This is a genomic window from Nonomuraea endophytica (genome assembly GCF_014203235.1).
Taxonomy (GTDB): domain Bacteria; phylum Actinomycetota; class Actinomycetes; order Streptosporangiales; family Streptosporangiaceae; genus Nonomuraea; species Nonomuraea endophytica.
Genome location: NZ_JACHIN010000012.1, coordinates 190,587 through 204,044, shown reverse-complemented (window position 1 = coordinate 204,044; position 13,458 = coordinate 190,587). Strand labels below are relative to the sequence as shown.

The 13,458-nt window shown below is 70.7% G+C and carries 12 protein-coding genes; 4 read left to right on the top strand and 8 right to left on the bottom strand.

Annotation, left to right across the window (positions count from 1 at the left end; genetic code table 11):
* Positions 1-50: 50 nt before the first annotated feature.
* Complete coding sequence (locus tag HNR40_RS37390) at positions 51-602, top strand: C40 family peptidase (protein WP_184969980.1); 552 nt, start codon at positions 51-53, stop codon at positions 600-602.
* A 224-nt stretch (positions 603-826) separates the two neighbouring features.
* On the opposite strand, the gene HNR40_RS37385 is transcribed toward HNR40_RS37390, so the two are convergent.
* The 4 genes from HNR40_RS37385 to HNR40_RS37370 all read right to left on the bottom strand — a co-directional run bounded on the left by HNR40_RS37385 (position 827) and on the right by HNR40_RS37370 (position 5,686).
* Positions 827-1,096 carry a hypothetical protein gene (locus HNR40_RS37385; RefSeq protein ID WP_184969978.1) on the bottom strand — a complete coding sequence of 90 codons (270 nt, stop codon included), beginning with the start codon at positions 1,094-1,096 and terminating at the stop codon, positions 827-829.
* A gap of 257 nt (positions 1,097-1,353) precedes the next feature.
* Positions 1,354-2,535: a S8 family peptidase gene (locus tag HNR40_RS37380; protein ID WP_184969976.1), complete on the bottom strand. Its 1,182-nt coding sequence runs from the start codon at positions 2,533-2,535 to the stop codon at positions 1,354-1,356.
* Between the two features lie 101 nt (positions 2,536-2,636).
* Positions 2,637-4,106 carry a GEVED domain-containing protein gene (locus HNR40_RS37375; RefSeq protein WP_184969974.1) on the bottom strand — a complete coding sequence of 490 codons (1,470 nt, stop codon included), beginning with the start codon at positions 4,104-4,106 and terminating at the stop codon, positions 2,637-2,639.
* Between the two features lie 851 nt (positions 4,107-4,957).
* The gene (locus HNR40_RS37370; protein WP_184969972.1) at positions 4,958-5,686 is read right to left on the bottom strand and encodes a GbsR/MarR family transcriptional regulator; all 729 of its coding nucleotides are present in this window, start codon (positions 5,684-5,686) and stop codon (positions 4,958-4,960) included.
* Positions 5,687-5,918: 232 nt separating this feature from the next.
* Here HNR40_RS37370 and HNR40_RS37365 point away from each other — a divergent pair, with 232 nt between their 5' ends.
* Positions 5,919-6,911: a hypothetical protein gene (locus tag HNR40_RS37365; RefSeq protein WP_184969970.1), complete on the top strand. Its 993-nt coding sequence runs from the start codon at positions 5,919-5,921 to the stop codon at positions 6,909-6,911.
* A gap of 42 nt (positions 6,912-6,953) precedes the next feature.
* Complete coding sequence (locus HNR40_RS37360; RefSeq protein ID WP_184969968.1) at positions 6,954-8,099, top strand: serine hydrolase domain-containing protein; 1,146 nt, start codon at positions 6,954-6,956, stop codon at positions 8,097-8,099.
* Here the strand turns inward: HNR40_RS37360 and HNR40_RS37355 are convergent.
* Positions 8,096-9,487, bottom strand: a complete 1,392-nt coding sequence (locus HNR40_RS37355; RefSeq protein WP_184969966.1) for an MFS transporter — start codon at positions 9,485-9,487, stop codon at positions 8,096-8,098. The genes HNR40_RS37360 and HNR40_RS37355 overlap by 4 nt on opposite strands.
* Positions 9,488-9,556: 69 nt before the next feature.
* On the opposite strand from HNR40_RS37355, the gene HNR40_RS37350 reads away from it, so the two are divergent.
* Positions 9,557-10,183 carry a TetR/AcrR family transcriptional regulator gene (locus HNR40_RS37350; RefSeq protein ID WP_221341311.1) on the top strand — a complete coding sequence of 209 codons (627 nt, stop codon included), beginning with the start codon at positions 9,557-9,559 and terminating at the stop codon, positions 10,181-10,183.
* Here HNR40_RS37350 and HNR40_RS37345 read toward each other — a convergent pair.
* From HNR40_RS37345 to HNR40_RS37335, 3 genes are read right to left on the bottom strand one after another with little or no spacing between them, the layout of a single operon-like run.
* On the bottom strand, positions 10,180-10,923 hold the full coding sequence (locus HNR40_RS37345) for an SDR family NAD(P)-dependent oxidoreductase (RefSeq protein ID WP_184969963.1): 744 nt from the start codon (positions 10,921-10,923) through the stop codon (positions 10,180-10,182). The genes HNR40_RS37350 and HNR40_RS37345 overlap by 4 nt on opposite strands.
* Positions 10,920-11,771: an SDR family NAD(P)-dependent oxidoreductase gene (locus tag HNR40_RS37340; RefSeq protein ID WP_184969961.1), complete on the bottom strand. Its 852-nt coding sequence runs from the start codon at positions 11,769-11,771 to the stop codon at positions 10,920-10,922. Before HNR40_RS37340 ends, HNR40_RS37345 begins: the two co-directional genes overlap by 4 nt.
* A gap of 22 nt (positions 11,772-11,793) precedes the next feature.
* Entirely contained in the window at positions 11,794-13,392 is a 1,599-nt protein-coding gene (locus tag HNR40_RS37335; protein ID WP_184969959.1) for an AMP-binding protein, read from the bottom strand.
* Positions 13,393-13,458: the final 66 nt, after the last annotated feature.

Sequence of the window (13,458 nt, the reverse complement as noted above, 5' to 3'; positions counted from 1 at the left end):
CGCGCCCGCGGGCACCTTCCCGGTCAACTACGTTCACGGGGACAGGTGCCATGAAGCTCGAGTTCATCATCGGCGGAGCTCTGTTCGTGGGCGCGGTCCCCCCGTTTCCGCTCGACCCCGTCCCCGAGCTCTTCCAGTGGTGCGCGTCCTGGTACACCTCGGCCTGTGAGCGGTCGGTGGGAGTCGCCCGCGGCCGAATGGCCGCCAACACCGCGCTCAGCACGCTCGGCACCCCCTATTCATGGGGCGGCGGCGGGCCCTCAGGAGCCACATACGGGACCGGCAGGGGAAAGCGCGTCAAAGGCTTCGACTGCGCCGGACTGACCGAGTACGCGTGGTCTCAGGCCGGTGTGGGAATCGGTTCAAGCACCTATGAACAGTGGCGCTCGGGAACCAAGATTCCCAGGACCCGAATTCAGGTCGGCGACCTGGCCTTCTTCGAGACCGATTCCAAGCGCCCAGGTCCTGACCACGTGGGCGTCGCCATCAAAGCGAACCAGATGGTGGTCGCGCCATTCACCGGCGCCGTCGTGCGCATAGAGGCGATCGACCGGCGCAATTTCGTCGGGCTTGTCAGGCCCGCGCGGCACAAGCCCGGATGATCTTCACGGGCAAAAAGAAATGCCCCTGATCCGGCTCCTCGGGAGTTGGGAGCCGCACCAGGGGCAGCGTCGACTGTAGGTGAGGGAGAGTGCCCGTCTACCGCTCACCAGTCGGTTCGCGTGCGGCCTCCTGACCTGCCGTCACTCGAGGTCCGCGCGAATGCCGGCGCGCTGTCATCACTGCCAGCGCGCCGGCGCTTCACACGGACTGTCTAGCGTCCGGCTCAGCCGTCGTTACCCTCGATGTCGGTCAGGCTGGTGTTGTTGGTCAGGAGCTGCAGGTTGATGCGCTCCAGGTGCGCGATCGTCAGGACGTCAACCTCGTTGTTGTTGAGGGCGTGGTTGAGCACCGGAACGACGATCGACGCCGGGCTGTGGGCGTTGCCGACGTTGTCGTCGTTGCCCTTCTCCCACGTGGCCGCAGAAGCTGCGGTGGACGAGGCAGCCAGGAAAGCGCCTGCGGCGAGCGCACCGATGACAATGCGACGAAGCATGTTTACTTCCTCCAGTGTGCGAATGGAATTGGTGGCGCCGCCTGTTGAGTTGGCAGCTGCGCCATGCATGACTACCTTGCCGCGCCACGCATACTAATTCCACCGATCCTTGCCGTATTAAAGTCAAAGACCGCCATGGATTCCTTGGCACAGCTGACGGAATACAATCAGCCATTCGGCCTTTTCTCAGAGCCTCAAGAAAGGCCGTTCACCCCCGCCCGATATATGTCCAAATCGGGCCATATCGCACCCCAGAGTCAGCGCTTGGGTTCGGTATCCCCGACGTAAAGCAGCCTGTTGGGCGTATCACGCCGGAGTCCCGATACGACGTTTCTCGTCGACGTCTCCAGGAGCACCGACGCGATGTCGGCAGGAGTCGCCCGCGGGCTTGTGGCCAGCAACAACGCGACGGCTCCCGAGACGTGCGGTGCGGCCATCGAGGTGCCGCTCGCCGAACGCGCCGAGGTGTCGTCGGTGAACCACGCCGACTCGACGGCGACCCCCGGAGCGGACAGGTCCACGCACCGGCCGCCGTTGGAGAACGTGGCCCGCTCGTCAGCGCGGGTGGTGGCCCCGACCGTGATGGCCTCCCTGGCGCCCGACGGCGAGGCCTCGCAGGCGTCGGCGTTCTGGTTGCCCGCCGACACCACGTACGGGATGCCGGTCGCGATCGAGCTGCGCACGGCGCGGTCGATGGCCGAGCTCCGGCCGCTCTGCAGGCTGATGTTCACCACGGCGGGGCGCTGGGCGTTGGCGGTCACCCAGTCGATCCCGGCCACGATCTCGGCGGTGGTGCCATACCCGGCGCAGTCGAGCACGCGCACGCCGACCAGGCTGACGTCCTTGGCCACGCCGTAGGTGGCGCCGCCGAGGATGCCCGCCACGTGTGTGCCGTGGCCGTAGCAGTCCTGGGCGACGAGGTCGGAGTCGACGGCGTCGTAGCCGTAGCGGGCCCGGCCGCCGAACTCCGCGTGCGTGAGCCGCAGGCCGCTGTCGATGACGTACGCCGTGACCCCGGCGGCGCTGCCCCCGCGCACGCCGATCCCGTCCAGGGGCAGGGCCCGCTGGTTGACCCGGTCGAGGCCCCACGGGGCCGCCTGGGAGGTGAACACCTGGTTGTGCTCGATCGTGGCCACGCGCCGGTCGGCGGCCAGCTCAGCCGCCTGCTGGGCGCTCATGGACACGGAGAACCCCCGAAGGGCGGAGGCGTAGATGTGGTGAACCTCGCCGCCGTACTGCTTCGCCAGGGCGGCGGCCTGGCTCTCGACGCCCGCCTCGTCGCCGTCCGGCGGGAGCCGTAGCGCCACGATGAACACGTCGCGGTCGGCGGCGCCGCGCACGGGCGGCGCGGCGGGGTCGACGGCGCCGCGCACGGGCGGCGCGGCGAGCAGCCCCAGGCACAGGGCGAGGCAGGCTGCGGAGAATCTGGCCCAGATCACATGCGTCTCATTTCTACGATCGGCAGGCGCGGCGCCGGCCCTGGGGGCCCGCACCGCGCCTGCGTTTCACGTGATGGTCTGGGGGTTTTTCGGGGAGTTTGTCAGTCGCGCACGGCCACCGAGGCGCCGCACCTCTCGCCCTCGCACGTGCCCGGCCAGCGCGTGGCCACCTTGCCGTTGCCGAGGTCGCCGCGCTTGACCTGGACGCGCACGCGGATCTCGCGTGTGGCTCCGGGTTCGAGCGTGCCCTGCCAGGTGAGGGCGGAGCGCGTACGGGCTGCGGGGCGAGGGTTGATCGCCCGCACCCGCGCGTCGTCGAGCACGTCGTCCAGGCGCATCGACAGGTGGTACGGCAGCGCCGTCTGGCCGCTGTTGTGGACGCGCGTGGTGAACGTCAGGCGCTCTCCCTTGCCGATGCGGTTGGGGGCGGAGTGCGAGAGGCGTACCTGTCCGGGGGTCAGGAGGTCGATGCGGTGGTCCTCCACCTCGCCGGTGGCCGCCCAGCCGGTGGGCACGCTCACCTCGGCGGCGGCCTCGGCCAGGCGCAGGCGCAGCCACGTCGGGCCCGGCTTGGCGTCGTGCGGCAGCGCCCAGGTCAGCACCCCGCGCGCGGAGTTGGCCGGAAGCACGGCCGTGGCCCGCTCGGCGGGCTGGAACCGGCCGTCGCGGTCGAAGTCCACCCATCCGGCCAGCACGCCCGACGACGCGGTCCGCACGGGCACCGTGAGCTGGAGGCGGCGGTCCTGCCAGGCCTCCAGCCGCCCGGACGAGGGCAGCGCGGAAGCCGCGTCGTCCTGGTCGTCGTCGAGCCGGCGCGGGGTGAAGCTCACCGTGCCCGGCCGGTCGGACGTGGCCGAGTTGCCGATCGACTGGTCGGAGATCGAGTGGGACGCGGCGCCGTACGAGGCGGGGGCGTCGGAGTCGTCCTGCTCGAAGGTGACGCGGAAGACGCCCCACATGAACGGGTCGCCGGCCGGCAGCGTCCGGCGCACGTTGCGCGCGCGCACGTCGACGGTGAACGACGAGACCATGCCGTTGACCTGCGCGGTGCCGCACATGTAGACGACGCCGCAGGTGGTCTCGCGCTGGCGGCCGCCGACGTCGGGCACGATGGCCTGCTGGTCCACCTCGAAGCCGGGGAACCCCGCGATCTTGCTGAACGTCGGCCGGGACGGGGTGCCGCCCGACAGGCGCAGCCCGGTCCAGTACTCCTCCCGGTTGCCGGAGGAGTCCACCGTGGCGCCGCCGGTGCCCGCGACGTGCAGGCGCGGGTTGCGCACCGGGCTGGAGAACCTGAACGTCAGGGTGGCGACGTCACTCCAGCCGTTCGGCCGGACCGCGAACCCCTCGTAGAGGTCGCTGATCCCGGCGGCGGCCTTGGCGTTGACCGGGTCCAGGTACTCGTCGGCCGGGGCGCCGGGGTCGGCCCGCAGCGTCTCGGCCTTGGCGACGCGCGTGCCGTACGCCATCTTCTTCTCGACCGTCATGATGATGCCCGACGGCGCGACGCCGCGGGCGCTCTCGACCGTGTTGGCCATGGTCCAGGTGTTGCGCTTGCCCTTCGACGCCATCGCGCCGGCAAGCCCCGTCCCGTGGCCAGTCGAGGGTCTTTCCTGATCTACGGCAAGTGCCCCCGGGGAGCCCAGCGTGCTGATTAGCATCGCCGCCATGACGTTGACCACCGCGACACGCCGCAATCCACCCCATACGGAATCCACACTTATTACCCTTCCGTCCTCGACGCAGGTTCTCTACTTTCGCGCGCTCTTGCGGAGGCAGACCAAGGAGGCACTACTGCGGATCAGCAGAGAAAGTGAGCTCCGATATCAGCTGGCCTCACAGAGGCGCGATCAGCGCCGCCAGTACGGCGGATCGCCCTGACGAATCCTGCCAGCGCGGAACACGTGGAGAACCGGCCGAAAGCATATCCAGATCAAAAACATCTTCAGTTCCCGGCGATGCGCCACACATATCCAGAAATGCCCACATATCGACGGCAGCGGGTGACGGCGGTGCTCTGCCCCCGTACATGAGCCTTTACACCGGGCTCGGGAGGGCACCGCGGGCCGCTTTTCAGACCGGCCAAGCTATCGACCCGGTCGCGCCCATTCCACTACGCGTCGTCGCCGTGTCTCGGGATTCCCCCTATTGCCGTGACCCGCCATTCAAACCCCGAGAACCACACCCCCAAGACCGCCCAACCCAGCCGCGTGGGCTCCGCCCCACGGCACACCCCCGCCGAGCCGTCAGCCCGTGCGGCCGCCAGACCCCGCGAGCCCCGGCCCACGGCGGAGCCCCGCCTCATGGCCGTGTGGAGCCGGGCTCGCCGCGTAACCCTGCCGGGCGCCCCACTCCGTGCCGTTGACCTGACGGTGCTTCCTCCCAAGCGACGAACCCGCTGAGATCGCCCTCTGGTGGGCGGTTAGGGCTTGGGGGGTTGGCGGGTGGCGTAGTCGTGGCGCCATTGTTCGGCGGCTTCGATCATGGCCTGGCCCACGTGGCCGAAGAACTGGCCGATGTCCTGGAGGCGGGTGCCGGCCGGGGTGGTGTCGCCCAGGACCTGGGAGCCCTCGCGGGCGAAGTCGGCCAGCAGCATGTTCTGGCGGGCGCTGGCCGTCCAGCCGCGGAACCACGCGTCGGCGTCGATGACGTAGCGGTCGCGCCGCCGGCGGGGGTCGCGTTCGCGGCGGATGAGCTCCTGCTGCTCCAGTTCGCCGACGGCCTTGGAGATGGACGCCGGGCTCACCTGGAGGCGCTGGACCAGCTCAGCGGCGGTCAGGCTGCCGCTGTCGGTCACGTACAGGCAGGTCAGGACCCTGGCGGTCATCCGGGGCAGACCCGTGGCGACCATGATGCCGGTGAACTTCTCCTCCAGGTCGTGCACAGCCTGGGGATCGCGGCCGGGGGCGAGCCTGTCGTCCACGCGCGCGGGAGGGGGCGGGGTGGGCTTGCCGCGGCGGGCCCGGCCCTGGGTGGCCCGCTGGGCCTGGGCCGCCCGGTAGCCGGACGGGCCGCCGTTGCGGCCGACCTCCCTGGTGACGGTGGAGATGGGGCGGTCCAGCGCGCCCGCGATCTCCGTGTAGGTGAGCCCCTTCGCCAAGCCGTCGGCGATCTTCTGCCGGTCCTCCTGGGTCAGCCTGCCTCCGGGCATCGGTCCCCGCCTTCCATGTCGTGTCCGTCGGAACCCATTCTTGCGTTCGCCTTCACTCCATTGCAAATCATCCACACACACTCTTGCATTTAGCTCCACCTTCATTGCAAGACTTCAGGCTATCTACCTGCTATATCGAACCTTCAGGCGATTTCCGCGTTGACGAAGTATCAAACGCAAGATAGCTTTCAGTTGTTCGCGAAACAGTGAACGACAGTGAACGGAGCCCCCGATGACTTCCCTCCTCGCCCCCGTGCGCACCTGGCACCGTCCGTTGATGGTGTGCGCGGCGCTCATGCTGGGTCTGACGCTGGCCGCCGGCGTCGGGCTGGTGGTGGACGACCGGACCCTGCTGAACGAGTCGGTGTGGATCAAGCCGCTCAAGTTCGGCTTCGCCTTCTGCCTGTACGCCCTCACGCTGGCCTGGCTCTCCACCAAGCTGACCAGGGGCAGGCGGCTCGGCCGGTGGGTGGGCAACGTGTTCGCGGTGACCTCGATCGTGGAGGTCGGCGCCATCACGGTCCAGGCGGCACGCGGCACCTTCAGCCACTTCAACGCCGACCTGACCGATCCGGTCACCGCGGCGCTGGTGCCGATCCTCACCTACGGCGTCATGATCATTCTGATCGCGCAGCTGATACTCGGGGTCGTCGTGCTGATCCAGCGCACCGGCGGCGCCGCCCTGGACCGGGCCATCCGCACCGGGCTCGGACTGGCCACCTTCGGCATGATCCTGCCCATCTACTGGCTGGTCGCCCAGGTCACCCCCCGTACGGTCACCGACGCCAACGGCAGGCAGGTGCCCATGCACCAGGGCCACGGCATCGGCGACCCCGACGGCAACGGCATGTTCCTCACCGGCTGGAGCGTGACCGGCGGCGACTTCCGGGTGCCCCACTTCTTCGCCCTGCACGGCATCCAGGTGCTCCTCCTGCTCGCCGCGGTGTTGTCCGCGCTGGCCGCCAAGCGCGCCTGGCTGCGCCCCGAGAAGGTCCGCGCCCGGCTCGTCGGCAGCGCCGCCCTCGGCTACACGGGGCTGGTCGCGGTGGTGACCTGGCAGGCGCTACGCGGCCAGTCCCTGATCCACCCTGACGCCTCCACCCTCCTCGCCCTGGCCGCGGTGCTGCTGGTCGCGGCGCTGGCCGCCGCCGGGTCGGTCGTGGCCGGAAGGCGGGCGGCAGCCGTACCGGCTGAGATGCCCGCACCGCACCACCTCGCCCGCTGAAACAAGACAGATCACCAGAGAAACACTCGAAAGGAAACTGACATGACCTTCTTCAAGGCCGGACTGCTTGTCTCCGCTGTGATGATCACCGCGACCGCGCTCACCGCCCCCGCGGCGGCGGCCGCCCACGACCACGCCGGCGCGCGGCGCTCGCTCGAGAAGGCCGTCGAGGGCGGTGCGCCCGGCATCGTCGCCGAGGTCCGCGACCGGCGCGGACGCTGGTTCGGCTCGGCGGGCGTGGCCGACCTCAAGACGGGTGAGAAGCGCCGCTCGGGCGAGAGGTTCCGGATCGGGAGCACGACCAAGACGTTCACCTCGGTGATGGTGCTGCAACTGGCCGCCGAGGGCCGGCTGAGCCTGGACGACAGCGTGGACAGGTGGCTGCCCGGCCTGGTGCGGGGCAACGGCTACGACGGGCGAAAGATCACCATCCGGCAGCTGCTCAACCACACCAGCGGCATCTTCAACTACGGCAACGACGCCGAGCTGATGAAGACGGCCGTGGGCGCCGCCTGGTACGAGCACCGCTTCGACAACTACACGCCCATGCAGCTGGTGAAGATCGGCCTGTCCAACCCGCCCTACTTCACCCCTGGCGCCGGGTTCGGCTATTCCAACACCAACTACTACCTCGCCGCCCTGATCATCGAGAAGATCACCGGCCGGAGCTACCGCGACGAGCTCGAGCGCCGCGTCCTCCGCCCGCTGGGCATGTCCTCCACCTACCTGCCCGGCCGGGACACGAAGATCCGCGGCGAGCACCCCGTCCACCACTCCACGTTGTTCTCCATGGACGCCGACCCCGAGATCCACGACGCCACCGAGATGAACCAGTCCTTCGCCTGGGCCGCCGGCGGCATCGTCTCCACCACGGGCGACCTGCAGCGCTTCTTCGGCCCGCTGCTGGCCGGCAAGCTGCTGCCCGCCGCGCAGCAGCGCGAGATGTTCACCACCGTGGCCACACAGGGCGGCCCCCAGTGGATCCCCAACACCCGCTACGGGCTCGGCGTCTTCTCCCAGGACCTCCCGGGCGGCGTCACGATCTGGGGGAACGGCGGCGCCACCTACGGCTCCTGGACCTTCGCCATGGGCACCCGCGACGGCAGCCACCTGCTCACCACCCAGATCAACGGCGACTGGAGCGGCCTGGCCCCCTTCGACGACCTGTTCACCGCCGAATTCAGCTAGCCCGCATCCCCTGAAGACCCGCTGAGCATCTCAGCGGGTCTTCCCGCTTTGGGCACGGCGAACGCCCCGGCCAGAGCAAGGGCAGCCGCCCCGGCCCCGAGCACGAAGGCCAGGCCGAACCCCGCCTCGGCGGGCACGCCGGTCGCCGGGTCGAGGCGGGCGGCCAGGATCGACAGCCCGGTCTGGCTGCCCAGCGTCTCCCCCAGCGTCCTGGCCAGAGTGCTGATGCCGGTGGACACCCCGGTCTCGCCAGGGGCGACCGCCCGGACGACCAGGCTGGTCATGGCGGTGAACGCGAGGCCGTACCCGACTCCCATGACGGCGCTGGCGGCCATGAGCTGCCACGGCTCGCGGTGCCACAGGGCCAGCGCGGCGACGGACAGCGCCATGACGAGAGCGCCGGCGATGATCACGGCCCGGGGCGGCAGGACCCGCTCCAGCGCCCCGGCGGCCGGGCCGGCGACGAGGAAGGCCAGGGCGGTGGGCAACAGGTAGAGCCCGGCCTGGGCGGTCGTGCCGCCGAAGCCGTACCCCGTCTCGACGGGCAGCGTCACCAGCTGGGGAACCACGACGAAGACCACCACGCTGGAGAAGCCGACCGCCAGGGCGATGAGCGACGGCGCCAGCACCACCCGGCGGCGCAGCAGCGCCATGTCGACGAACGGCCGCGGGTGACGGGACTCGTAGCGGATCCATCCGGCGGCCCCGGCCACGGCGAGCACGAGCAGCGGCGTGACGCGCCAGGACAGCCAGCCGTCGTCGGCCGCGTAGGTGACCGACAGCAGCAGTGCCACGACCGAGGCGGCGAACAGCAGGACCCCGACGACGTCGAGCGCGCCGCCGAGGCGGAGGTCGGAGCCGGGGATGACCAGCCGCGCGGCCACCGTGGCGACGAGCATCGCCGCCCCGGCGCCGAGCAGCCAGCGGTGCGAGAAGGCGTCGGCCAGGGCGCCGCCGACCAGGTAGCCGATGAGCCCGCCCGCGGTGGCCACACCGCCGATCGTGCCGATCGCGACGCCGACGGAGTGTGCCGGCAGAACCTCGCGGGCCAGCCCGTACGCCAGCGGGTAGATCCCGGCTCCCACACCCAGCAGGAGCTGACCGGTGATCATCAACGGCAGGCCGGGGGCCAGGCCCGACACCAGGGCGCCGATGGCCATGACGGCGAAGGTCCAGGTGACCACGCGCCGCTTGCCGTACATGTCGCCCAGACGCCCGGCGACCGGGGTCGCGATGGAGGCGGCGAGGAGGAAGCCGGTGAACAGCCACGCGGCGGCGGACGGCGAGGCGCCGAGATCGGCCTGGAAGCGGACGAGGCCGGGCACGATGGCCGAGCCCAGCGTCGTGTAGATCAGCACCCCGGCCAGCAGAACGAGTAGCGTCGGCATGCGAAGGCCTCCTGTATGAACGTTTATGCACTACGATGGAGAGGTCACCCAGGAATCCGAGGAGAGTCCGTGCCGCCTCGTTCGCGCGCCACCGTCGCGACGCCCGCCAAAATTCCGCCGGCGGAGCGCATCCTGGCCGCCGCGGAGCAGCTGTTCTTCACCCAGGGCTTCAAGGGCACGAGCGTCAGGGACATCACGGCGGCCAGCGGCCTGACGCCCGCCGCGCTCTACAACCACTTCCCCTCCAAGGAAGAGGTCCTGTTCACGCTGGTCAGCCGGGCGACGGACGAGGGTGAGCGGATGCTCAACGACGCCGTCGCGGCCGCGGCCGCCGACCCGGAGAGCCAGCTGAGGGCGCTGGCGTACGCCTCGGCCCTCTTCCACGCCCGCCACCGCGCCTCGGCCATGATCGCCACGTTCGAGTACGTCCATCTGCCCGAGGCCCAGCGGGCGGTCATCGTCGAGCGCCGCCGCGGCCTGCGGACCCGGCTGGAGCGCACGCTGGAGCACGGCGTGCGTTCGGGGGTCTTCGAACTGCCCGCCGTGCGCGGTGACGCCACGAAGCTCACCGCCACGGCGATCGTCAACCTGGTCCTGCGGGCGACCGAGTTCTTCGGCCCGTTCCCGGCGGTCAAGGACGAGGAGCTGGCCGGGCTCCACGCCGACCTGGCCTGCCGGATGGTGCTGGCGCGCTAGGCGCGTACCCACCCGCCGTCGACGAAGAGGGCCTGGCCCGTCACGTAACGGGCCTCGTCGGAGGCCAGCCAGCAGACCGCGTTCGCGATCTCCTCCGGCTGCCCCATCCTGGCGATGGGCTGGGTCGCCGTCTGTTTGGCGGCCAGCTCCCTGAGGTTGCCGTGGTCGGCCATCGCGGTGTCGACGAAGCCGGGGCAGACGGCGTTGGCGCGGATGCCGCTGCGGCCCAGCTCGACGGCGAGCGCCCTGGTCAGCGAGAGCAGGCCGCCCTTGGAGGCGTCGTAGGCGATCTGCCCGAAGAAGCCGATCACGGCCACGGAGCAGATGTTGACGATCGCGCCCGTGCCCGAGCGCGCGAGGTGGTCGAGCGCCGCCTGGCTGAGGACGAACGGGGCGCGCAGGTTGACCGCGAGCACCCGGTCCCAGTCCTCCAGCGTGTAGTCACGGATCTTGGCGCGGGCGCCGGTGGCGGCGTTGTTGACCAGGATGTCGAGGCCGCCGAGGCGTTCGGCCGCCTGCGCGACCACGGCCCTGGCCGCGCCCGCGTCGGAGACGTCGGCCTCCTGGACGATCCCCTTCCCGCCGTCGCGCTCGATCCGCGCGAGCGTCGCCCGCGCGCCCTCGGCGTCGAGGTCGCACAGCGCCACCTGCGCGCCCTCCGCCGCCATCCGGGTGGCGATGGCGGCGCCGATGCCGCGCGCCGCTCCCGTGATCAATGCGGTACGGCCGGCCAGAGTCATGCCCCGCCTCCTTCCGTGATCGGTGTCTCCAGGTGGCGCAGCCGCCATTCGGTCCGCCCGCGGCGCCGGTAGTCGGTGCTGAACCAGCGCGGCACGTTGTGGGTGGCGCCGCCGTCCACGAGTTGCGCGGTCCCGGTGACGTAAGAGCTGTCGTCCCCGGCGAGGAACGCCACCGCGGCGGCCACGTCCTCCGGTCGGCCGACCCGGCCGAGCGGCGTCTGCGCCTCGATGAGCCGGTCCATGCCCTGGTCCAGCAGGTCCTTGGTCATCGCGGTGGCGGTGACCCCCGGCATCACCGCGTTGACCCGCACGCCGTGGGCGCCGAGCTCACCGGCCATGACCTGGACCAGCATGTTGAGCGCGGCCTTGGTGGCGCAGTAGGCGGAGAACAGGGCGGCGGGAGCGACCGCGCCGTTGGAGGAGTTGACGATGATCGATCCGCCGCGGCCGCCGTCGACCATGTGCCGGGCGGCGGTCTGGCACACCAGGAAGGTGCCGGTCAGGTTGACGGCGACGTGCCGGTTCCAGGTGTCGAGCGGCAGGTCGAGGAAGGCGTCGACGCGGCCCCATCCGGCGTTGGCGAAGCAGACGTCGAGCCTGCCGTGAGCCTGCGCCGTCTCGGTGAATACCCGCTCGACCTGCTCGGGGTCGGTCTGGTCCATCGCGGCTGCGCGCACGTCGAGGCCTTCGCCGCGCAGGCCGGCGGCCACGCGGTCCGCGGCAGCGGCGTCCCGGTCGGCGACGACGACCGCGGCTCCCTGTCCGGCGAGCTTGCGCGCGGTGGCGGCGCCGATCCCGCCGGCGCCGCCGGTGATCAGCGCGACCCGGTCGCGCAGTGGGGTTTCCATAAGCGTCTCCATGAATAATCGTTCATACTTGCTTGAGGCGGGTGCGGCGGACTTTGAGCCCGGCGGCCTCGCGGTCCCAGGTGTCGGGCGTGACGCCCTCGCGGCGCAGGCGCCGCTTCTCGATCTTGCTGGTGGGGGTCTTGGGCAGTTCGCCCAGCACGCGCACGTACCTGGGCACCATGAAGTGCGGGAGCCGTTCCAGGAGAAACTCCAGAAGGTCGCGCGGGTCGAGACACGCGCCGTCCACGGGCGCCACGGCCGCGAGCACGTCGTCCTCGCCGTCGCCGCTCGGCACCGCGACGGCCGCGGCCTCCCGGACCGCCGGATGGCGCAGGATCTCCGCCTCGACCTCGCTGGAGGAGATGTTCTCCCCGCGCCGCCTGATCGCGTCCTTGATCCGGTCGACGAAGAAGTAGTCGCCGTGCTCGTCCGTGCGGAAGGCGTCGCCGGTGTGGAACCAGCCGTTGCGCCAGGCCGCCGCCGTCGCCTCGGGGGCGCCGAGGTAACCGCTGGTCATCGCCCAGGGCAGGTCGGTGCGGATGACGAGCTCGCCGGTCTCCCCCCGCGGGACCTCCTGGTCGTGGGCGTCGACCACGCGTACCTGGACGCCCGGCCGCGGCCGGCCGCAGCTGCCCGGCGTGGCCGGGTTGAGCTCGGAGACGAGCGGCACGCTCACCTCGGTCATGTTGAACACCGTGAGGATGTCGCAGCCGAAGCGGCGGGCGAACTCCCCCGCGTTGTCCGTGAGCGGGACCAGGTAGACCAGCCGGAGCGTGGTGTCGCGCTCGCCCGGCCTGGGCGGCTGCTTGAGCAGGAAGGTCGCCATGACGCCGAGGAGCGTGCAGCAGGTGGCGCCGGTGCGCTCGATGACGTCCCAGAACGTGCTGGTGTCGAAGGACTCGACCAGCACGACAGACGCCCCCACGATCAGCGCGCCCGCGATGTCCTGCAGCCCACCGCCGTGGAAGATCGGCAGGCTGGTGAGACAGCGGTCCTCGCCCGACAGGTGCTCCTCGACGGCGGTGACGGTGGCCCACAGGTGGACGTAGGAGGAGATCACGCCCTTGGACGGGCCGGTGGTGCCCGAGGTGAAGATCACCGCGTACGGGTCCCAGGGCTGGGCCGGGCACTCCTCAACCGCGAACTCCGTGGGATGCAGTACGGCGGCGCCGTGCGCGCCGACCCCCGGCAGCGGCGCGCCCGGCCCGCCGGCCACGACGACGTGCTCCACCCCGGCCAGGTCGAGGCCGGGCAGCCGGTCGGCCAGGTCCGCGTGCACGACGACGACCTTCGGCCGCACGAGCGTGAGCACGTGGGCCAGGATGTCGCCGCGGTAGGCGGTGTTGACGGGGACGAACACGGCGCCGAGCTGGTTGGCGCCGAACCACACGCGCAGGATCTCCGGCCCGTTGGGCAGCCACACGAGCACGTGGTCACCCGCGTGCACGCCCAGTGAGCGCAGCCCGCTCGCGGCGGAGAGCGTCTCGTGCCAGGCGTCGCCGTACGTCCACGCGGTGCCGTCGGCGAAGGAGACGAAGGGCCGGTCGGGCTCCTGGCGTGCCCGCTCCCGCAGAAGCAGCGGAAGCACGCACTGTTCGCGGGGTGGGAGCTTCGCTGTCATCGCTCTCCCTGAACGGTGGCAAATGTATGAACGTTTGTATAGCATGCTGCCATTCAGACAGACAAT